The organism is Streptomyces sp. NBC_01210, from assembly GCF_036010325.1.
Taxonomy (GTDB): domain Bacteria; phylum Actinomycetota; class Actinomycetes; order Streptomycetales; family Streptomycetaceae; genus Streptomyces.
Window position 1 is genome coordinate 549168 of record NZ_CP108549.1, and the last position, 21410, is coordinate 570577.

Genomic DNA, 21410 nt, shown 5'->3' on the forward strand with positions numbered 1-21410 from the left:
ACCGGGTTCGTCATCTGCCCTCGGCTCTGGGGAGCAGGCGCCATTCTCATGGTGCTCAGCCGGAGCGCCCGCTCCCCGTCTTTTATGGCCATTGGCATCGGCTTCGTCGCCTTGGGACACATCGTGAAGCCAACGCAATGTCCCAAGCCCGCTGGGCAATCCGTCAGCTCCGGAGGTCAAAAGCCGAGCCAGGTCTCACCCGGACGAAGGAGCCGGCTGTTCCGCCGGGGGATTGCCGGTGAGAGCGCTGTAGTAGACGGATTTCTGCTGCTTGGTGCGCTCGCTTTGGTTCTTTGCGACCGATGCTTCCAGGGCGTTGCGCACCAGTGTGACGTTCACCGTGCGCTCCGGGTGCACCTGCGCCAGCTCCTTGGTAACTTCGGCTGCCGACCGCGGTTCATGGTGCTCGGCGAGCAGGGCGACGACGAGTTCACGCAGCGACGGCCCGGCAGGTTGTGCCTTCGCATCGGCCTTTCTCTTCGGCCCATTCTTGGGGCGCTTGCCCGTGCCGGCAACCACGTTGGCGCGCCGCGCCCTGGGCACCGCTGAGGTCGTTGCCGCTGTGGTGTCCTTGGCAGGGGCGGCCCCGAGGGTTGCCTGCATGCTCACCAGCAGCTCGTGATCCTGTTGCAGCGCCTCAAGCTGGTCATGCAGTGCGGCAGCCTCGGACTTGAGGCGTTCTTGTTCCCTCGCGTTGGCCTCGATGTCGGTAGCAACTTGCTTCGCATATTGGGATTTCAGGGTGGGGTTGTTCTCCGGCACGACAGCTCTCTTTCCTCGTACCTGTGTTGATGCCGGATGCTACCCACACTGACCGTGTTTATAGAACGCTGAAGTAGCTGGTAAATCTCGTACGGCGCTGCCGGCACGAGTGAAGTGCCGCCGGCACCCAGTCCCCCGTCGTGTGTCCAGGGCGCCGAATGGCTCGTCGACAAGCGGTAGTTCGGGCCGCCGTGCTCAAGGGCCTGGCCCAACTCCGAATAGTGTGCGGGATTCTGCCGGGTGAGCAACGACCGGCAGCGTCGCCAGGAAGTGACTGCAGCAAGTCACCACCCTGATAGCCGGACACCGAATGTGAGGCCCACGCGATTTCATGCTCGTCGACGCGCCACCCCAACCATGCGAAAGCTCGTTGGCTCACCGGCTCCGAGGCTGGACCACTGTGCGTAATCGCAGACCGTAGCCCTTGACAGCGCCTCCTCACGGCCCGCAGGATCGCCCCGTGAAGCTGTCAGACAGCCAGACAGGTGGCCCGGTGGCCCGGTGCGGACTTCCTGCCGGTTCACGCCCGCCCGGTGCGCTACCGCCGTAGTTCACGCCCGTGAGATCGACACTCTCGTTGCGGCCCATGCCGAGCCTTGCGGTGTTTGACCGGGCGGGCTCTTCCCTGCCGCTGGGGAGGGAGCCGCTACCTGCCCTTCGCCGTCAGCGGTCCGCAATGGCATGACCCGAATTCCTCTCCGGCAGCGGCAATGAGTGCCGCAGAAACCGACCACGTCCAGGACAAGGCCCTAATCGATGCAAACCCAGACAATACGGCGCATCTATCCGTGCCCACCGGTCCGCGCGCACATGCCGACGTTGGTGTCGGTCGACGAGACCACGAGTTCGACGTTGGCCCTGAGGCTGGGCCAAGCGGGTCTCGCGCTCGGCGCCGCTGTGCGTTGGGGAAGCGAGTCGGCCTGCGCCTCCGTACTGGAACGAAGACCGGCGATGATCCTGCTCGACGTGCCCACGACGGAGGCCGACGGGCTGGCAAGGCTCGTCCGGGCCGCCTCTTTGATCGCCCCCGTCGCCGTCCTGCGCCCCGACGGGCGGGATGCCGTCGCCGCGTTCACAGCCGGCGCATTCGACGTCCTCGACCGGCAGAGACCGGCCGCTGAGCTGGCCTGGCGCATCCATGCCGACCTGAGACGCCGCCCACCCACGCCGGAGCCGCGTGGGTCAGCGGGGAGTACCGCCAGCCAGCGCCTCCTGTTCGACCTGATCGCCAGAGCGCAGGCTCCCGTCTGCTGCCATCATCTGAGACTGCTCCTGGGAACAACCTGCCTGCCCATGACGCTTCGGGCACTCAAGGCACGTATCCAACGGCTGCTGCCCGACTTCGCCGACCACGGACTGGCACTGATCGTGGACCAGCAGTGGGGGCTGGCGACCTACCGCACCCGGAGCGCGGCTCCCGGCACCGGTGCCCCCGGCCCGCCGAAGTCGCGGCCACCCCTCGAACTGCCTGCGGCTCCGGTCCCACCCGCGTCGATCGTCCAGCTGCCCACCGCCACCTGAGCCGCCCCAAGAGCCGCACAGCCCCGTACGGTCAAGCCGGCACACAGCTGATGGCAATTGAAGGGGATCTTCAGTGGGCGATGCTGTCGATCAGCTCCCGTGCGCCCTGGCGCAGCAGGGTGACGGCGACGGATGTGCCCAGGGTGGCGGGGTCCAGGGGGCCGGCCCATTCGTGGGCGTTGAGGACGGTCTTGCCGTCGGGGGTGAACACGCAGGCGCGCAGGGAGAGGTCTCCGTTGCGATGAGACTTGGCGTAGCCGGCGATGGGGCTGTTGCAGTGGCCCTGGAGGACGTGAAGAAACATACGTTCCGCGGTGGTCTCGCGGTAGGTGTCAGCGTCGCCGAGGGCGCTGACGGTGTCGATGAGGGTGGTGTCGCCCTCGCGGCATTGCAGGGCGAGGACTCCGGCTCCGATCGGCGGACACATCACCTCGGGCGAGAGGACCTCCGTGATCACGTCGGTGCGGCCGATGCGCTCCAGGCCGGAAACGGCGAGGAGGAGAGCGTCGGCTTCGCCGGCGGCGAGTTTCTCCAGACGTCGGTTGGCGTTGCCGCGGAACGGCACGCACTCCAAGTGCGGGTGGGAAGCGGCGAGTTGGGCGACGCGGCGCACGGAGGAGGTGCCGATCCTTGCGCCGGCCGGGAGTTCGTCGAGCGTGAGGCCGTGGGGGTGGATGAGGGCGTCTCGGATGTCGTCGCGCTTGAGGAATGCGGCGAAGGTCGTGCCCGCGGGGAGGGGCCGGTCGGCGGGGACGTCCTTGACGCAGTGCACCGCGAGGTCCGCCTCGCCTGCGAGGAGGGCGGCATCCACCTCCTTGGTGAACGCCCCCTTCCCTTCGACCAGGGAGAGGTCGCCCATCCACTTGTCGCCAGTTGTCTTGACCGGGACCACCTCGGTCGTGGTGGCGGGGTGGAGCGCGGCCAGCTCGGTGCGGACGCGCTCCACCTGGGCCAGGGCCATGGGCGAGTCGCGGGAGACGATACGGATCAGCTCAGGGGCGGACATGTCGCCCACGATAGACCGTCAGATCCGTGCGCGTACCACCGGCTTGGGCGCCCATCTCGGCGGTGTGACAGGTGGGTTGGGCTGCTCGGGCAGGTGTGCGAGGAGGGCATCGGCACATGGCTGGTGGCCGGCGGGCCGGATGGCCTGCGGCATCAGGTCTACGCGACCTACCGGCCGCCCGGCTCCGGCAGGTCGATGAGGCGGTGGAACACCCCCGGGCGGCAGTCGACGTACGCGAGGGAGAGGCGAGGGAGAGGCGAGAGCCACTGTAGGTGTCGAGCCATGTGTCCGCGTCCGCGGTCTCGAAGGTGATCCATCGTCGCCCAGGGTGGTCACGACCGCCTGCCGGGCTTTGCCCGGCCTGCAGGCCGCCCCCGCCAACCAGTTCACCCTCACCGGTGCGTACGCTTCCCGCTTGGGCGAACCGGTGATTGAACGAAAGCTGCCGGCAGGCCGTACAGATAAGGGCGGCCCCGAGCTCCCAGGCCTGGTCCGCCGTGCCACCACCGGGCTTCGCATGGAAGGACCTTCGGGTTGTCACTCTTCACGCGCCCTCGTCGGCGTCCGAATACGGACAGGATGGCGGAGGGCCTGACACCGGACGATGCCGTCGCAGGTCAGAACGCCGCCGCGAGTGACGGCACCGGCGATCGTGAGGACGCCACCGCAGGTGACGCCGCCAGTGACGCCCCGGCCGACCGGGCCGACCCGGACGAGGCTGTCGCAGACGGCGGCTGGCGGGGCAAGCACCCGGCCGCGGCACAGGCCGTGGGGTGGGTGACCACCGCCCTGGCCGCCGTGCTTGTGCTCTTCGCCCTCCTCGTACCGAACGAACTCGGCCGCCTCACGCCCGGCGCGTTCGCGCGCATCCCGGTGGAGGGGATCTTCGGCGCTGCCGTGCTGCTCGTCCTGCCGCCGAAAGCGAGGCGGGTCGGAGCGGTCATCGCCGGGGTCGGCCTCGGCCTGGTGACCATCCTGAACCTCCTCGACATGGGCTTCTACTGGGTTCTCGACCGACCGTTCGACCTGGTGCTCGACTGGATCCTGTTCGACGACGCCGAGTCGTTCCTCAAGGACTCCGTCGGCCCGGCCGGCGCAATCGGTGCCGTGATCGGGGTCGTGATCCTCGTCCTCGCCCTGCTCCTCCTCATGACGCTGGCGGTCGTCCGGCTGAGCCGCCTCATAGCCCGGCACAGTGCCATGGCGACCCGCACCACCGTGATACTCGGGACCGCCTGGATCACCTGTGTGGCGTTGGGCGTGCAGATTGCCGGCGTGCCGGTCGCTTCCAGGAACACGGCCGAGCTCGCCCAGCACCGCGCGCAGGCGGTACGTGCCGGCATCAAGGACGAGCGGGAGTTCGCCAAGGAAGCCGGCGTCGACAAGTTCAGCGACACCCCGGCCGACCAGCTGTTGACCGGGCTGCGCGGCAAGGACGTCATCTTCGCCTTCATCGAGAGCTACGGCCGCAGCGCGGTCGAGGACCCGGCAATGGCGTCGCAGGTCGGCACGGTGCTCGCCAACGGGACCAGTCGGCTGCGCGCGGCAGGGTTCTCCTCCCGAAGCGCCTTCCTCACCTCGCCGACCTTCGGCAGTGGCAGTTGGCTGGCGCACTCCACTTTCATGTCAGGCCTGTGGATCAAAAACCAGCAGCGCTACCGCAGCGTCACCTCGAGCGACCATTTGACCCTCACCGGCGCCTTTCAGCGCGCCAACGCCTGGCGAACGGTGGGCATCATGCCGGGCGTCACCCGGTCCTGGCCGGAGGGGCAGTTCTACGGCCTCGACAACGTGTACGACTCCCGGGAGCTCGGGTACAAAGGCCCGAAGTTCAGCTGGGCGCCCGTCCCCGACCAGTACAGCCTTTCGGCCTTCGAGCGCCTCGAGCACGGCAAACCGGGCAACAAGCCGTTGATGAGCGAGATCATCCTCGTCTCCAGCCACAACCCCTGGGCGCCCATCCCCAAGACGATCGGCTGGGACAAGCTCGGCGACGGCTCCGTCTACAACACCATCAAAAAGGAGGGCAAGGACCCCAAGGAGGTGTGGAAGGACGCCGACCAGGTGCGCACCGAGTACCGGCGTTCCATCGAATACTCGGTGAGCAGCCTCGTCTCCTACGTGGAGAAGTACGGAAACGACAACACCGTGCTCGTCTTCCTCGGCGACCACCAGCCCGCCTCGATCGTCACCGGCGCCCACGCCAGCCGGGACGTACCCATCGCGATCGTCGCCCACGACCCGGCCGTCATGGACCGGATTGCCGGCTGGGGCTGGCAGGACGGCCTGAAACCTGGTCCGAAGGCCCCGGTCTGGCGGATGGATTCCTTCCGCGACCGGTTCCTGACCGCCTACGGCCCACAGCCCGGCCACACCCCGGCGGCGCCAACCCGGAGTATCTCGCAGCATCGGTGAGGACCCGTCAGGCTGTGCGACTCCGGACCCGACTCGGGAGCCCCCTTTCCTCCGTAGGACGAGATGCCGCTGCACTGACCACTGAGCGGTGCCCGAGCGGGCGGGCCGCGCGGCAGTGGATCATGACGTGACGAGTACCGCGACCCCGGTGACGCGACCGACCGCAAGATCTTCCAGGGCTTGGTCGGCCCTGCGCATCGGATAGCGCGTGACCCGCACCGTAGGCCGCAGCCGCGCCGCTTCGGCGAGGAAGGCACGGCCGTCCTCGCGGGTGTTGGCCGTGACGCTGCGCACGGTCCGCTCCTGAAAGAGATGCTGGTCGTAGTCGAGCGGAGGCATGGCACTCAGGTGGATACCGGCGATCGCGAGTGTGCCGCCGCGGTCCAGCGCCTCGAGCGCCGCCGGCACAAGGCGCCCGGCCGGGGCGAACAGGATCGCGGCATCCAGCGGCCGCGGGGGTGCGCCCTCTCCGGCGGACGCCGCCCCGAGTTCCAGCGCCAGCCGTTGCGCTGGTGGCGACCGAGTGACGACATGGACCTCAGCACCCCGCGCGATGGCGAGCTGGGCGGTCAGATGCGCGGAGGCTCCGAACCCGTAGATGCCGAGCCGACCGCCGCGCGGCAGGTCGGCCCGCTGAAGCGCCCGATAGCCGATGATTCCGGCGCACAGCAGTGGCGCGGCTTCCTCGTCACCCCACCCATCCGGCAGGACGTAGGCAAATCGAGCATCCACGACCATGTAGTCGGCGAAGCCACCGTGGATGTCCCAGCCGGTATAGCGGGAGTCGGGGCACAGATTCTCCCGCCCGGTACGGCAGTAGTGGCACTGCCCGCAGGTTTCCGCCAGCCAGGCAGCCCCTGCCCGGTCACCGACGCGGAAGTTCTGAACGGCGGACCCCGCGGCGATCACCTCGCCCACGACCTCGTGGCCCGGCGTGCAGCGTGGCCGGTGGGGTGCCAGGTCACCCTCGGCCAGATGCAGGTCGGTCCGGCACACCCCGCAGGTGCGCACGCGCAGCAACAGCTCACTCGGGCCGGGCGCGGAAGTCTCGCGCTCCACAAACCGCAGCGGGGCGGACGCGATCGGCACGGGGTGCTCGACAACCCAGGCGGATGTAACCACCGGACTCGGGGGCACCGTCATCACTCTCCTGCCCGCTCTTCATCTCTCAGCCGGCGAACGTCACCGACGAACAGTGGTCAGCGCTACCTTCGGGTTGGCGGCGAGCGCCCGCACCTCGTACGCACTTGGCAGGGTGCAGATGACGATGTCAGCGCCGGACCAGAGGAAGCCGAGGGGGACGACGCGTGGCCCTCCGTCCAGCGGTGTAAGCCACGCGAGCAGGGATGTCCGAGGACATGAGCTCGAGCGCGAGCGGCTTGTTCAGGACCTCGGCGACTTCTCTTCGATCCACTTCGGCCTCCTGCGGGGGCGTTTGGCCTGTCGGCAGAGCACGATACGTCCCGGTGCGGCCCACTGTGCCGACGGCGCGCCCGGCGTGCTGGGCCGCCTGAGGTGACCACCAGCTGCTGCCTCTCCTACGCCGGCGCGCTGTGGGCCCGCTCACGCAACGCCAGCCACTCCTGAAGCTCGATCAGATTTCCTTCCGGGTCCTTCAGATACGCGACCCGCATCCGGTCGCCCATCGGTCCCGGGTCCCGGACGAACTCCGCCCCCCGCGAGGCGAGCTCGGCGTGCGCGGCGTCCAGGTCATCCACCCGCAGCACCACCAGAGCCCGGTATCCGTTCGGATCACTCTCCAACCCCGGCAGCACACCGGCCATTTGCGCTCGGTCCTGCAGCGCGATCGCGGCGTGTCCGGTATCGGGACTGAGCTTGGCGTACGGGCCGCTCTCGGCCTCGAACTGCGGCTTGAGTCCCAGCACATCCCGGTAAAAGCGATAGACGGCGGGGAAGTCGGCCACCAGAAGGCGTATCTGGGTGAGTTCCATACCCATCTTTCTATCCCAGTTCCGGTCCCGGTTCCGAGCGCCGGGCGCCGGGCGGTTCAGTAACATCGGGCGATGAAACCTCCTCGGTTGATCGCCACCGATCTCGACGGCACACTCCTGCGCCGAGGCGGCGTTCTCTCGGAGCGCACCGCGCGCGCCCTGCGCAGCGTCGTCGACGCCGGTGCGGAGATCGTCCTCGTCACCGCCCGGCCACCCCGGTTCGTCGACATGCTCACCACCGCGACCGGCCTGGTCGGAACGGCGGTGTGCAGCAACGGTGCCCTCGTCTACGACGTCGCGGTGCGCACCGTCGTCGAAACACGGGCCCTGCCGGTGGCCGCCGCCCGCCAGGTGGCCACCGTGCTCTCGGAAGCCGCACCCGGACTGGGCTACGCCGTGGAGACGGGCCATCAGGTTCTGTACGAGCCGGGGTTCGGGCTTCGGTTCCCCGGGGGGCGCCGACACCGAGGTGGCAGTGGCGTCCCTGCTGGACCTGTGGCTGACCGATGTACCCATCACCAAGCTGCTCGCCTGGTCGGCGCAGCTCGATGCGGACTTCCTGCTCGCAGCCGCGGAAGCGTCGGCCGGCGGGGTGGCGCAGTTCACCCACTCGGGCGGAGTGGGTCTGCTGGAGATCAGCGCGCCGGGTGTCAGTAAGGCAAGCACCCTCGCTGCCCTGTGCGCCGCGCGCGGAATCGACTCCTCGGAGGTGGTCGCGTTCGGCGACATGCCGAACGACCTGGCCATCCTGCAATGGGCAGGCACCGGCTTCGCCATGGCCAACGCCCATCCTGCGGTGCTCTCCGCGGTGCGGCGGCACACCGTGTCGAACGAGGAAGACGGGGTGGCTGTCATCCTCGAACAGCTCTTCAGCAAGGCCTGATCGGCTCGGACCGGTGCGATCGGCCGGGCTGGCCTTCCGGCAATCGACCATAGGCCCGGGGCCTGCTCCGGGAGTGCAATCGGCTTGCCCCAGCGCGCCCCGTTGCGCGCGGGGCGGGGCGAGTGCCTCCGGTGGCCGCGGCGGACGGCGTACCTCGGGCCGGAGAGCATCGATGTGGAGGCTGGAGGGTGGCTTCCAGTGGGCGACCCTGCCGTGTGGCCTACGCCGCGGGTGACTGGACCCGACCCGACTCCACCCTCGGACGGGGTGCGGGTACTGCCTAAGTCGCTCTGTTTCATCGACGCCGTCGGCTCCCATCTGCGCGTCCGGGACCCCACTACGAACGCGGCCATTCCTCTCGTCCTCGCCATTGCCGCGCTCACGGTGCGCCTGGCGACCATCTGACGGCGCGCCGATCCCCGCTGGGCTCACCCGCCCCCGAGTGAGCCGACATCGTGACCGTTGGCGGTCAGCGTGACGTCGATGTTGCCCCGTGTGGCATTCGAGTAAGGACACACCTGATGTGCGGCAGCGACGATCCGCGCTGACTGCTCAGGATCCTGAATCTGCGGCAGGGTTACATGGAGCTCAACCGCGATCTTGAAACCATGATCCTCGGTGGGAAGGAGGCTGACCCGACTGTCGATCGAAACGTCGCCCGTCTCGACGCGTTCGCGACGCCCCACCACGCCGAGTGCACCCTCGAAGCAGGCCGCATAACCCACTGCGAAGAGCTGCTCCGGGTTCGTGCCACCCCCATCGCCGCCCATCTCTTTCGGCACACGGAGCTGGACGTCCAGGACCCCGTCATTTGTGCGCCCATGGCCGCTGGCGCGACCGCCTGTGACGGTTGCCTCCGCCGTGTAAAGAACTCGTGCCATCTCGACCTCCACTCCGGATCTCCCGCCGACACACCGCACCCGCCACGTCGCCGAAACAAAGTACGGCGACACGACGGGGCGTCCGAGGCAGGACCGTTCCGGCAGGAGATTCCTCTCTGATGCGGGCACCTCTCATGCGGGCACCTCTCCTGTCGGGACGGCAGGTTCGGTTCGGGAGTTCTCAGCAGCACCGGGCGACGGTTCCTCGGGGTTCGAGGGCGGTGTGATCGGCAGGCAGACGCGGAATCTCGTGTCACCCGGCTGCGAGTCCACTCTGATGTCGCCATGGTGCTTGTTGACCACAATGCGGTAGGAGATGTCGAGGCCCAGACCGGTGCCCTCGCCCACCGGCTTCGTAGTGAAGAAGGGCTCGAAGATCCGCGGGCGAATGTCGGCCGGGATGCCGGAGCCGGTGTCGCGGACCTCGACGAAGAGTCGGTCGCCGTCGCGCCAGCTGGCAATCGTGAGGGTACCGCTGCCGTTCATCGCGCCGAGTGCGTTGTCAATGAGGTTCGTCCAGACCTGGTTGAGCTCCGCGCCGTACGCCGGAACGGGCGGCAGGCTGCGGTCGTACTCCTTCACCACCCGCACGGCCGGGGGGATTTTGGCCTGCAGCATCACCAGGGTGGCGTCGAGGAGTTCATGGACGTCGACGGGCTGCTGAGCGGCACGGTCGAGCTGGGAGTACTGGCGTGCCGCATCCACCAGACCCGAGATGCGGTTGACGGCATCCTCGATCTCTCCCATCAGGAGCTCGGTGTCGATCGTGTACGTCAGCCATCCCACCGCGGCCTGCCGGTTCTCGTCGCCCAGGCTGTCGGTCGCCTCGGACAGCCATGAGGCGTCGATGCCGCCGGCGACCAGGGTGGGGGCGATGTCCCAGGGCCGGCCCACGTCGTGGTCCTCCAGCCAGTCGCTGACTTCGTCCTCGGCGTCGGAGGCCTCGATCGCCGACAACTTGGGGGCGTTGGAGGCGCGCTGGACGGCCGCGTCCTGCATCTCGACCAGGTGGTGCAGTCGAGTGCCGTCCACACGGCCGTCGGCGATGAGGGCGAGCTTGTGGCGCATTTTGGTGACCCGGTCGCGCAGAGAGTCGGTGGCGCGTACGGCTGCCGCCGCGGGGTTGTTGAGCTCGTGGGTGAGTCCGGCGGTGAGCGAGCCGAGGGCCTCCAGGCGTTCGCGTTCGCCGATGATGGTGTTACTGGCACGGGTGCCGAAGAAGAGGCCTTCGAGCAGATGCAGGGCCATGGGGAACCAGGTGCGCACCGCGTAGGCGAACTCTTCGGCGGGCAGCACGAAGAGTTCGACGTCCGTGATGGCTCGCAGCGTGTTGGGGTAGGCCTGGTCCACCCGGTCCCCGAGGTAGGCCTGAGTGGCTCCGCTGTAGACGCCTACCTGATCGGTGCGGCCGAACTCTATGTCGTCGCCGTGGAGGCGGCGGACGAGGGCGACCGTGCCACCGAGAAGTACAAAGAAGCAGGTGGCGGCCTCGCCCTGCGAGTAGACAGGCGCTCCACCGGGTCGCGCCTCGACGCGGCCGCGCTCGGCGAGCCAGGCCAGTTGCTCGTCGTCGAGGGCCTCGAAGAGGAACAGGGTCTGCAGTTCGGCCGGGCTGAGCCTGTCGCGCGGGCTCGCGGCATTCATTGCGCCTCCAGGTAACGGTGCACCAGGGAGACGGCCATGGCGCCCTCCCCCACCGCGGATGCGACCCGTTTGACCGATTCGGCCCGTACGTCGCCGGCGGCGAAGACACCGGGCACGCTGGTCTCGAGGTGGTAGGGGTCCCGTGACAGCGGCCAGCGCGCGGGACGCGCTCCCCCGGACAGCAGGTCGGGACCGGTCAGCACGAAACCCCGTTCGTCACGGGCGACGACACCGTCGAGCCATTGCGTGGGCGGTTCCGCGCCGATGAAGACGAAGAGCCATGAGGCATCGGTCGTGGTGACGGCACCCGTGCGGTTGTCACGCAGTGTCAGGCGCTGCAGATGCCTGTCGCCCTCGCCGCCCGCCACTTCGGTGTGCGGGTGAACCTGGATACTGGCGATGTCGTCGATCTGCTGTACCAGGTAGTGCGACATCGACCGGGTCAAGTCGGTTCCCCGGACCAGGAGATGGACGCGGTCGGCGTAGCGGGAGAAGTAGACGGCGGCCTGGCCGGCGGAGTTGGCCCCGCCGACGATGTACACCTCGTCCCCCGTGCAGCTGGCTGCTTCGAAGGAGGCCGAGCCGTAGAAGACGCCCGCTCCGGTGAACTCATCAAGGCCCGGCCCCGCCAGCCGCCGGTACGACACCCCCGTGGCCAGGACGACGGTATGCGCCCCGATCGAGGTCCCGTCGCTGAAGTGCAGCACCCGGCCTGCCCCCGCCGCCTCGAGCGACACCACTTCTCGCGCGCTGAGGATCTCGGCGCCGAAACGGGTGGCCTGCCGACGTGCGCGTTCCGTCAGCTGCGCCCCGGACACTCCGTCGGGGAAACCCAGGTAGTTCTCGATACGGCTGCTCTGGCCGGCCTGCCCTCCGGTTGCGCTCCGCTCCACCAGTACGGTGCGCAGCCCCTCGGAGGCCGCGTATACGGCGGCGCCGAGACCTGCGGGGCCCGCGCCGATGACAACAACGTCGTAGAAGTCGGAGGCCGGGGTGGTGCTCAGCCCCACCTGGGCGGCAAGCTCGGCCTCGCTCGGCGCCTGCAGGGTTTTGCCGTCGGCCGTGATCACCAGCGGCACGTCGTCGGCGCTGAGCCCGGCCGCATCCAGGAGCCGCCCGCCTTCGGGGTCGTCCGCGGCGATCCAGATGTAGGGCACAAGATTGCGGGCAAGGAATTCCCGCACCGCGAAAGACGGCGCCGACCAGCGGTGGCCGACGATCCGCGTCTCCCCCACCTCTGGGTCGGGCGCGCTCGCCCACACCTCCAGCAGCGCATCCAGCACCGGATAGAGATTCTCCTCCGGCGGGCTCCACGGCTTGAGCAGGTAGTGATCGAGATCGACGATGTTGATCGCATCAATGGCTGCGCCGGTGTCGGCGTACGCCGTCAGAAGCACCCGTCTGGCCAGCGGGAAGAGGTCCATGGCCGCTTCCAGGAACTGCACCCCGTTCATCGTCGGCATGCGGTAGTCGGCGATCATGACCGCGAGCGGCTCGCCTCGCAGTTTGACCTCCCGCAAAGCCTCCAATGCCTCTTCACCCGAAGGTGCGCGGAGCACGCGATACCGCTCGCCGTACCGGCGCCGGAGGTCGCGGGCGATGGCTCGGGACACTCCCGGATCGTCGTCGACGGTCAGGATGGTCGGCTTCGCCATGCCCACCATCATGCGCCGCACCGATAACCATTGCGATGCGAAAACCCAACATCACCGGGTTCGGCTCCGGCAACGATCTCCGGAGGCCGGAGCGCGGCGCTCCGGAAGGGAGCTTGGCGAACGGCACCCTCAGCCACAACGCCGGCCGGCGTCACAGTCGGACGATGACGAGGGCGATGTCGTCGCGGGCCCCGCCACTCACGTCGAGACGGGCCAGTACGGCGTCAGCGAGGCCTTCCGCTCCGAGTCGCCGGTGGTGGGTCAGGGCATCGGTGAGGCGGGCGAGGCCGATGTCGATATCTTCGCCTCGGCGCTCGACAAGTCCGTCGGTGTAGAGCACGAGGGTGGCGTCGGGGATGTAGGCGCGGCTGCTCTCGGGGCGGGGAGCGTGTGCGGGTCGGGCGCCCAGCGGCGGGTCGGTGGCCTGGTCCAGAAGCTCGCAGGCACCGTCCGGATGCAGCAGGATGGGCGGTGGGTGCCCGGCGCTGCTGTAGGTGATCAGGCGGCGACCGGTGTCGATCAGTACCTGGGCGGCGGTGGCGGCCAGTGCCCCGTCGACGGATCGGGCGTAGAGACCCAGCACTTCCAGTGCTTTGGCCGGGCCTTCGACCGCCCGGGCCGCGGCGCTCAACGCGCTGCGGAGCATTCCCATGACGGTGGCGGCTTGCAGCCCGTGGCCCACCACGTCACCGACCGCTACGGCGAAGCAGCCGTCGGGGAGATCGACGATGTCGTACCAATCGCCGCACACGTTCAGCGATCCGATGGCGGGTAGATAGCGCACCGCAATGTCCGTGTGCTTGCTCAGATCGGGTACATGGAGCATGGCCTCCTGCAGCGCGAGCGCGACGTGGCGTTCACGGGCGTGTGCCTGGCGCAGTTCTTCGTTGAGTCGCTGCAGTTCGCGTGCCCGCGCGTAGAGCTCGGCTTCCATCTCCTCGCCCCCCGTGCTGTGGGTTGTGCCCGGGCGACGCGCGTGGATGAAGGCGGTTACGTCCTCGACCCGGTGAATGACCCATCCGACGGTGCCGTTCGGCTTCAGGACCGGGGTGTTGATCGTGGACCACCACCGCTCCTCGAACCGACCGGGCCTGTCGGTGAGTGGGATGTCGTACCTCTGCAGGGCCATCGAGTCGGGCTTACGGGAGTTCAGTACGCGGTGGAGCGACGACTCGAGATTCGGCACCCCGTCGGCTTCGGGGTCCGCGGGATTGTCGGGAAAGGCATCGAAGACGTACTGCCCGATCAGTTCTTCTCTCGTGCGGAGCGTGGCCTGAAGATATGCGTGGTTGACGTCGACGATGAAGAAATCTGTGTCGAGCACCAGGTAGGGGCTGGGTGTGGCGGCAAACAGCGCTGCGTAGTCGAGAGTCATGCCATCACGCGCCTGCCCGTTCCTGCGGTCCATGGCCCTGCCCACTGATCAATCTACGAGGCTTCCAGCACTCCCGCGCGGGCTGAAGCCCGGGACTCGGGGCCCCCGCCGTGTGTTCAGCTCCCTTCGCCCAGTCGGACGGCAAACTCCCGCCACCGGCGCATTGACACCCGCCCGCCTCGCCCCGTCACTCATCGCAATCGATGCCGGGACCGTTCGGCCCGCATCGGGGATCTGCTGCCCGCCGAACGCACCGCGCAGGGAACGGTGTTTGCCGGGTACTGGAGCGAGGAGGAGTGGGCGCACTGGCGCGCGACGTGCCGCCGACCCGGACGGCCACGCCGTCCTGCCCGCCCTGCCACCTCTTCACGCGGCCGAGGACGGTCTCACCTTCGAAGAGCGTGCGGCCGCAGCCCGTCGGCAGGGCTGGGCCGTGGACGACCAGCTGATCGAACCGGGCCTGATCGCCCTCGCGCTGCCGGTCCGGGCCCCCGACGGAGAAGTGGTCTGCGCGGTGAGCGTGGTGAGCCACACCAGTCGCCACAGCGCCGAGCCACTCGCCTCGCCCATCTGGTCACACTCGTCCAGCAGGTGCACGATTCGGCGTCCCTGGCGGTGCTCGACGGCGACGCGATCCAGTACACGGCCCGTGTCGCCACCAGCCGCATCATGAGCGTCAACATCCAGATCGGCACCAGCTTTCCGGCCTACGCGGCGTCCATGGGCCGCGTCCTGCTGGCCGACCTGCCGCCGCGGGATCGCGCCGCCCGGCTGGAGCGCACCGAACTGCGGGCGCTGACACCCCGGACCATCACCCGCCTGCCGGAGCTCGACGCGGTCTTCGAGAACGTGGCGGAGGACGGGTACGCGCTGGTCGACGAGGTTCTCGAGGAGGGCCTTCGCTCACTCGCCGTACCGGTGCGCGACCTCGACGGACGAGCGGTCGCGGCCGTGAACGTCGCCATGCACAGCAGCCGTCGCACGGTGGAACAGTGTCTGCCCGAGGTCCTGCCCGAACTGCAGGCGACAGCCGCCCGGATCGACGCCGACCTGCACATCGCCGGGCGCTTCACGAGGATCCCGACGCCTGAACCGCGGGTCGCAGACAGAGTGCTCCAGGGCGCCTGCGTGGGGTCCACGCTGTGAGTGACAGCCGAGGTATCGTCACGCGGCCGATCACCGAAGGGGGTGGGGTGGGTGGTTCGGCCTCGATCTGAGACGTTCGGCCCAACCTCCCCGCTCTCGGTCGTCCGAGAATGGAGACATGCGGAACAGATCGTGCTGTGGTCAGTCCACGACCGCCCGAAAGCGTGCCGGGCGGGGGCCGCGGAGGAAATCAGCAGTGGCCACGCTCGCGATGCTGGTGGCCACGCTCGCCCTCGCGGTGTCGGGCTGCCAGGGCGGCGCGGGTACGAGGCCGCCGGGCGGTCGTGCCACGCCCGTGCCAGGCTCACACGTACTCGCGGTGAAGATCGACAACGTCGGCCCGGCCCGCCCCCAAACCGGCCTCGACAAGGCGGACATCGTCTACGTCGAGCAGGTCGAGTCCGGGCTCAGCCGGATACTCGCTCTCTACTCCTCCCACGTGCCGCCCGTCGTCGGTCCGGTGCGCAGCGCTCGTGAAACCGACCTGGAACTGCTCCGGCAGTTCGACCGGCCGACCCTCGCCTTCTCCGGGGCACAGACCAAGCTCCTCCCGGTCATCAAGGCAGCTCCCTTGAACGCGCTTCCGCCCGACAAGGCACCGGCCGCGTACTTCCGCAGCCGGGATCGAGCCGCCCCGCACAATCTGTATCTGCGGCCCGAGCGGGCCCTGCGCGACACCCCTGGCACAAACGCCGCCGGATACGCCGGGCTCAGCTTCGGCCCCCCGCCCCCGGGCGGGAAACCGACCGCCGCATACACCGTCCGCTATCCAGCCGCACGCTTCGGCTTCACCTGGTCGGCAGGCCGGCAGCAGTGGCTGCTGACCATGGACGGCACGCCTTTCCGGGCAGCGTCAGGGGAGCAACTGGGTGCGGCCACGGTCATCTTGCAGTACGTGACGGTGCGACCGTCGAGCTTCCACGACCGGTGGGGCAACAACTCTCCGTATACCGAGACCGTGGGCTCCGGCGCCGCGCTGGTCCTGCGCAACGGCACAGCGTACGAGGCCGACTGGAAACGGGACACAGCCGAGTCCGGCACCGCGTTCACGACGCCGGACGGCGGGCGCATGCCGTTCGCCCCAGGACAGATCTGGATCGTGTACGAGGCTCGCTGACTCCCGCCCGTCGATCGTCCCCATGGCTGTCCGGGCCTGCGGGAAGTCATTGCCGCATTGCTGGTTGGCAGACTCTCGTTGCCCGTGCCCGTTCTTCTCGCTCGACCCGGCTGGCGACCCCACCGAAGCCCGGCGCCGGCCCCGCCCCGGGGCCGGGCTTCTGCTCGCAGCCGGAACCGGGCACTTTCAGCGCCTTCTATACGTCGACGACCGCGCCGCAACAGATGTCGACCACGGTCTCCAGCGACGGGGAGCGCTGAAGCAGGGCCCGGGGAACTCCCGAAGAGGCCTGGCCTGGTCCGGGAGCAGTCCGTGATCTCCGCCGGCCGTCGGATCGGCCGAGGGCACCAGCATTGCCGGCTGCCCGTACAGGGCTGCGATCGGCGCCCAGTCGGTGGCAGCGGCGTCGGTCGCAGCGGCATGGCAGGCCACGATGGCCGCCTGCAGCTGGTACGGGCCGGGCCTGCGGCGCCGCAGGGGCGGCGTCGAGCAGGCCGAGCCCTTCGGAGAGCTCCAGGTCCATGGCCCTGCGTCGAGGGGGCACTGGCCGCCCCCGCCGCCGGGCGTCCCCTTGCCTCGTGAGTACAGTCCTGCCGCTCCGGAATGCCGGCGCTTGGCCCGTACCAGGGCGCTGGGCCATCATTTCGGCTGCGGCACCAGGAACGACCTACACGCAAAATCAGGCCCTTGACCAGCAGGAATGGCGAAGCGCTGCCGGAGTACCCGTACTGCAACCGTGCTTGAGATGCGGGTCTGCCAGAGTGTGGTCGGCCTGCCTGACTTGCGTGGGCGGCGGAGGGGTTGTCGGGTGGAATTGCAGAAGGGGGCGTCCGGCACTGAACGCACCTTGATGTGATCAGCCCCCGACCCAGCCGCCCTGCAATGATTTCGGTGCCCCGTGAAGAGCCAGCCCTCGACCCGTCTGCAGACCATCAATGTTTGGCCGCAGAGCACCGTGCGGTGCTAGAAAGGTCAACGTGGTCAAACTTTTCGGCCGATTCCGGAGCTCACCGGTTCGGTCACTGACCGACAAGCATCCCCGGAGCGTCGCCGGGCAGGTCTTCGCCCTGCAGGTGGCTGTGGTGGTGCTGCTCGTGGCGACCGCGGTGCTCGCGCTTGTGCTGCAGTCCCGGCTCGACAGCAGCAGGGAGGCGAAGAACCGTTCCATTGCCGTCGCGGAGACCTTCGCGCACTCTCCGGGCGTTCTGGCCGCCCTGAAGACCCCTGATCCCTCCAAGGTGCTCCAGCCTCTCACCGAGGCGGGGCGGAAGGCGGCCGGCGTCGACTTCATCGTGGTCATGGACACGAAGGGGATCCGCTACACGCATCCAAAGCCGGACCGGATCGGGAAGAGATTCGTCGGCACCATCGAGCCCTCGCTGGCCGGCCACGTGTACACAGAGAGCGTCCACGGCCCGCTCGGCCACGAGGTACAGGCGACCGTCCCCATCTTCGACAACAAGAGCAAAGTCGTGGCCTTGGTGTCCGCCGGTTTGAAGGTCAAGAACGTGACCAGCGTGGTGAACCGACAGCTGCCGATCATCTTCGGCGCCGGAGCGGCCGCGCTCGCCCTGGCCACGGGCGGGACGGCGCTGGTGGCCAGGCGGCTGCGGCGGCAGACCCACCGTCTGGGCCCGGCCGAGATGACCCGCATGTACGAGCATCACGACGCCGTGCTGCACTCCGTCCGCGAAGGTGTGCTCATCGTCGGCACCGAAGGTCAGCTGCTGCTTGCGAACGACGAGGCCAGGCGGCTGCTGGAGCTGCCGCCCGATGCCGAGGGACGGCACATCTCGGAGCTGCCCAGTCTTGATCCCCCCACGGTGGAGCTGCTGGCCTCGGGCCGCGTGGCCACGGACGAGGTGCACCTGGCCGGCGAGCGGTTGCTTGCGGTGAACCAGCGGCCCACGGATCGTCACGGTGGCCCCAAGGGGACGGTCGCGACCTTGCGTGACTCCACGGAGCTGCGGGCGCTGTACGGCAAGGCGGAGATGGCCCGCGAGCGGCTGAGACTGCTGTATGACGCCGGTCTGGGCATTGGGACCACCCTCGACGTGGTGCGTACGGCCGAGGAACTGGCGAAGGTCGCCGTCCCCCGATTCGCCGACTTCGTCACCGTCGATTTGGCCGATCCGGTGCTGCGCGGGGAGGAGCCGGCCGGTACGGCCACGGATATGCGCCGCACCGCCGTCCACGGCATCCGGGATGACCATCCCCTCTACGAACTCGACCGCCTGATCGACTTCCTCCCCTCCACACCGCAGGCACGGGGCTTCGGGAGCGGCCGGCCGGAGCTGGTGCCCGACCTGTCCGCCACGCCCGGCTGGCGTGCCCAGGACCCGGTGCGGACACAGATGATCGTCGAGTACGGCATCCATTCGCTCATCACCGTGCCCCTCCAGGCGCGGGGCGTCGTCCTGGGCGTGGCCAACTTCTGGCGCTCGGAGAAGCCCCAGCCGTTCGAGGAGGACGACCTGTCCCTGGCCGAAGAGCTGGTCGCCCGGGCGGCGGTCTGCATCGACAACGCCCGCCGCTACACCCGTGAGCACACCCTGGCCGTGGCTCTGCAGCGCAGCCTGCTGCCGCGGGCCCTGCCCGAGCAGAGCGCCCTCGAGGTCGCCCACCGCTACCTGCCCGCGCTGTCCGGGGTGAGCGGCGACTGGTTCGATGTGATCCCGCTTCCGGGCAGTCGTGTGGCGCTGGTCGTCGGGGATGTCGTCGGCCACGGCCTGCACGCGGCGGCCACGATGGGACGGCTGCGCACGGCGGTGCACAACTTCTCCACGCTCGACCTGCCGCCCGACGAGATCCTCAGCCATCTCGACGACCTGGTCGGGCGCATCGACCAGGAGGAGGTGGAGGCGGCCGGTGCGGGGGTCACGGGCGCCACCTGCCTGTACGCGATCTACGATCCTGTCTCCCGCCACTGCGCCATGGCGCGGGCCGGGCACCCCGTGCCCGCTCTGGTCCACCCCGACGGCAGTGTGTCGTTCCCCGATCTGCCGGCCGGGCCGCCCCTCGGCCTGGGCGGTATGCCGTTCGAGACCGCCGAACTGGAACTGGCAGAAGGCACACAACTCGTCCTCTACACCGACGGGCTCATCGAGGACCGCACCCGGGACATCGACGTGGGGATCGAGCTGCTGCGTCAGGCCCTGGCGTCCCATCCCGACCGGCCGCCGGAGGAGAGCTGTCAGGCGGTGCTCGACGAGCTCCTGCCCGGCCGGCCGAAGGACGACGTGGCGCTGCTCATCGCCCGTACACGGGCGATCCCGCCCGATCACGTCGCCAACTGGGACGTGCCGTTCGATCCCGCCGCCGTGGCAGGGATGCGCGCCGCCGTGGCAGAGAAGCTGGACGACTGGGGTCTGTCCGAGCTCGCGTTCGCCATGGAGCTGGTGCTCAGCGAGCTGATCACCAACGCTCTCCGCTACGGCTCGGCACCGGTCACCGTGCGACTGCTGCGCGACCGCACCCTGACCTGCGAGGTCTCCGACGGCAGCAGCACCTCGCCCCATCTACGGTATGCGGCCACGATGGATGAAGGAGGCCGCGGCCTGTTCCTCGTGGCGCAGATGGCCGAACGCTGGGGCACTCGCTACACCCCCCAGGGGAAGGTCATCTGGGCGGAGCTGTCGCTGCCCTGATCGGCGGGAGCGTGGCCGTCGGTGAGCGTGCCCCCGGTATCCGGGGCCAGGGGGCGTTGCCGGGCGGGGTGGCGGGAGCTAGATTCGTGAGTGACATACCGACCAGTCGGTCACCGCTTCGAGGAGAAACCCGCATGAGCCGCATGAACCACCAAGTCCGTCTGGCCGCTCGCCCGGTGGGGCTGCCCCGGCCCACCGACTGGGAACGGACCGAGGAGCCGGTCGGCGAGCCGGGTGAGGGCGAGCTGCTGGTGCGAGTACTGCAGCTCTCGCTCGACCCGGCGATGCGCGGCTGGATGAATGAGGGCAAGTCGTACATTCCGCCAGTGAAGCTCGGCGAGGTGATGCGCGCGGGTGCGGTCGGGCGGGTCATCGCCTCCCGGCACCCCGGCTTCGCCGAGGGCGACTATGTGTCGGGCGGTTTCGGCGTGCAGGAGTACTGCGTCTCGGACGGCAGGGGCGTCATACGCATCGACCCGAAGTTGGCGCCGCTGCCGGTATACCTCGGCACCCTGGGCATGACGGGTATGACGGCCTACTTCGGACTGCTCGACATCGGCCGCCCGGAGACCGGCCAGACGGTCGTGGTGTCCGGCGCAGCCGGGGCCGTGGGCAGCGTGGTGGGCCAGATCGCCAAGATCAAGGGATGCCGGGTCATCGGCATCGCCGGCGGCGAACGCAAATGCCGGATGCTGGTGGAGGAGTTCGGCTTCGACGCCGCCATCGACTATCAGGCCGACGATGTGAAGAAGTCGCTGCGCGAGCTGGCCCCCGACGGTGTGGACGTCTACTTCGACAATGTCGGCGGCGACATCCTCGACGCGGTGCTGACCCGGCTCGCGCGCGGCGCCCGTATCGTCATCTGTGGCGCGATCTCCCAGTACAACAGTGTGGTGCCGGTCAAGGGCCCCGCCAACTACCTGTCCCTGCTGGTGAACCGCGCCACCATGACCGGCATGGTGGTGTTCGACTACGCCGACCGGTACGCCGAGGCCGCTGCCGAGCTGGCCGGGTGGCTGGCGGAGGGGAAACTGCAGACGCGGGAGGACGTCGTACAGGGCGGGATCGAAACGTTCCACGACACCCTGCTGCGGCTCTTCCGCGGCGAGAACCACGGCAAGCTCGTCCTCGAAGTGGCGGACCAGCAGGACGCCTGAGAGGCACCTGAGCGGCCCGGGGCCCGGCCGACGCAGGGGGCGCGCTCCCTCCGGCCGGCGCCGGCCCGCCCCCGCGCAGCGGAGGGGGCACCGCCGGGTCCGCATACCGGCGTGACGCCCCGGCGACGCCGCGCACCTGATGTCGCGGATGCTCGACCAGATGGCCCAGTATCTGAGGCGAAGCCGACTGATCGGAGCGGCGCGCGCCCGCCGCCCGACTGCAGTGCGTCGGAGCGCCGGGCTCGTCGG

Annotated in this window: 15 protein-coding genes and 2 pseudogenes; 9 read left to right on the forward strand and 8 right to left on the reverse strand. The window is 69.0% G+C overall.

Annotated elements, in window-relative coordinates:
- Window positions 1-195: 195 nt before the first annotated feature.
- A complete protein-coding gene (locus tag OG735_RS02535) occupies window positions 196-762 on the reverse strand; it encodes a hypothetical protein (protein WP_327321472.1) in 567 nt (188 codons plus the stop codon).
- Window positions 763-1584: 822 nt separating this feature from the next.
- On the opposite strand from OG735_RS02535, the gene OG735_RS02540 reads away from it, so the two are divergent.
- Window positions 1585-2283, forward strand: a complete 699-nt coding sequence (locus OG735_RS02540) for a hypothetical protein (RefSeq protein ID WP_327321473.1) — start codon at window positions 1585-1587, stop codon at window positions 2281-2283.
- A 70-nt stretch (window positions 2284-2353) separates the two neighbouring features.
- Here the strand turns inward: OG735_RS02540 and hemC are convergent, their stop codons facing one another.
- Complete coding sequence (gene hemC, locus OG735_RS02545) at window positions 2354-3289, reverse strand: hydroxymethylbilane synthase (RefSeq protein WP_327321474.1); 936 nt, start codon at window positions 3287-3289, stop codon at window positions 2354-2356.
- Window positions 3290-3868: 579 nt separating this feature from the next.
- On the opposite strand from hemC, the gene OG735_RS02550 reads away from it, so the two are divergent.
- Window positions 3869-5704: a sulfatase gene (locus tag OG735_RS02550; protein WP_327321475.1), complete on the forward strand. Its 1836-nt coding sequence runs from the start codon at window positions 3869-3871 to the stop codon at window positions 5702-5704.
- Between the two features lie 120 nt (window positions 5705-5824).
- Here the strand turns inward: OG735_RS02550 and OG735_RS02555 are convergent, their stop codons facing one another.
- Window positions 5825-6847 carry a zinc-dependent alcohol dehydrogenase family protein gene (locus tag OG735_RS02555; RefSeq protein WP_327321476.1) on the reverse strand — a complete coding sequence of 341 codons (1023 nt, stop codon included), beginning with the start codon at window positions 6845-6847 and terminating at the stop codon, window positions 5825-5827.
- Between the two features lie 395 nt (window positions 6848-7242).
- Complete coding sequence (locus OG735_RS02560) at window positions 7243-7656, reverse strand: VOC family protein (RefSeq protein WP_327321477.1); 414 nt, start codon at window positions 7654-7656, stop codon at window positions 7243-7245.
- Window positions 7657-7728: 72 nt separating this feature from the next.
- On the opposite strand from OG735_RS02560, the pseudogene OG735_RS02565 reads away from it, so the two are divergent.
- From OG735_RS02565 to OG735_RS02575, 3 genes and pseudogenes are all read left to right on the forward strand, one after another.
- A pseudogene (locus tag OG735_RS02565) lies at window positions 7729-8022 on the forward strand (HAD family hydrolase); the annotation flags it as partial.
- Window positions 8023-8131: 109 nt separating this feature from the next.
- Window positions 8132-8539, forward strand: a complete 408-nt coding sequence (locus OG735_RS02570) for an HAD family hydrolase (RefSeq protein ID WP_327321478.1) — start codon at window positions 8132-8134, stop codon at window positions 8537-8539.
- Window positions 8540-8806: 267 nt separating this feature from the next.
- Window positions 8807-8944, forward strand: coding sequence for a hypothetical protein (locus tag OG735_RS02575; protein WP_327321479.1), 138 nt, complete (start codon window positions 8807-8809; stop codon window positions 8942-8944).
- Between the two features lie 23 nt (window positions 8945-8967).
- Here OG735_RS02575 and OG735_RS02580 read toward each other — a convergent pair whose 3' ends face one another.
- From OG735_RS02580 to OG735_RS02595, 4 genes are all read right to left on the reverse strand, one after another.
- Window positions 8968-9432 carry an organic hydroperoxide resistance protein gene (locus tag OG735_RS02580; protein ID WP_442812370.1) on the reverse strand — a complete coding sequence of 155 codons (465 nt, stop codon included), beginning with the start codon at window positions 9430-9432 and terminating at the stop codon, window positions 8968-8970.
- A gap of 120 nt (window positions 9433-9552) precedes the next feature.
- Window positions 9553-11064: an ATP-binding protein gene (locus OG735_RS02585; RefSeq protein WP_327321480.1), complete on the reverse strand. Its 1512-nt coding sequence runs from the start codon at window positions 11062-11064 to the stop codon at window positions 9553-9555.
- On the reverse strand, window positions 11061-12719 hold the full coding sequence (locus tag OG735_RS02590; RefSeq protein ID WP_327321481.1) for an FAD-dependent oxidoreductase: 1659 nt from the start codon (window positions 12717-12719) through the stop codon (window positions 11061-11063). The genes OG735_RS02585 and OG735_RS02590 overlap by 4 nt, the downstream gene beginning before the upstream one ends.
- Before the next feature lie 151 nt (window positions 12720-12870).
- The gene (locus OG735_RS02595; RefSeq protein WP_327321482.1) at window positions 12871-14094 is read right to left on the reverse strand and encodes a PP2C family protein-serine/threonine phosphatase; all 1224 of its coding nucleotides are present in this window, start codon (window positions 14092-14094) and stop codon (window positions 12871-12873) included.
- A gap of 195 nt (window positions 14095-14289) precedes the next feature.
- Here OG735_RS02595 and OG735_RS02600 point away from each other — a divergent pair.
- The 4 genes and pseudogenes from OG735_RS02600 to OG735_RS02620 all read left to right on the forward strand — a co-directional run.
- Window positions 14290-15240: pseudogene (locus tag OG735_RS02600) on the forward strand (IclR family transcriptional regulator domain-containing protein); the annotation flags it as partial.
- 118 nt (window positions 15241-15358) lie between these two features.
- Entirely contained in the window at window positions 15359-16357 is a 999-nt protein-coding gene (locus tag OG735_RS02605) for a DUF3048 domain-containing protein (protein ID WP_442812371.1), read from the forward strand.
- 935 nt (window positions 16358-17292) lie between these two features.
- Window positions 17293-20004, forward strand: a complete 2712-nt coding sequence (locus tag OG735_RS02615) for a SpoIIE family protein phosphatase (protein WP_442812372.1) — start codon at window positions 17293-17295, stop codon at window positions 20002-20004.
- Between the two features lie 134 nt (window positions 20005-20138).
- Complete coding sequence (locus OG735_RS02620; RefSeq protein ID WP_327321483.1) at window positions 20139-21161, forward strand: NADP-dependent oxidoreductase; 1023 nt, start codon at window positions 20139-20141, stop codon at window positions 21159-21161.
- The last annotated feature ends 249 nt before the right edge of the window (window positions 21162-21410 follow it).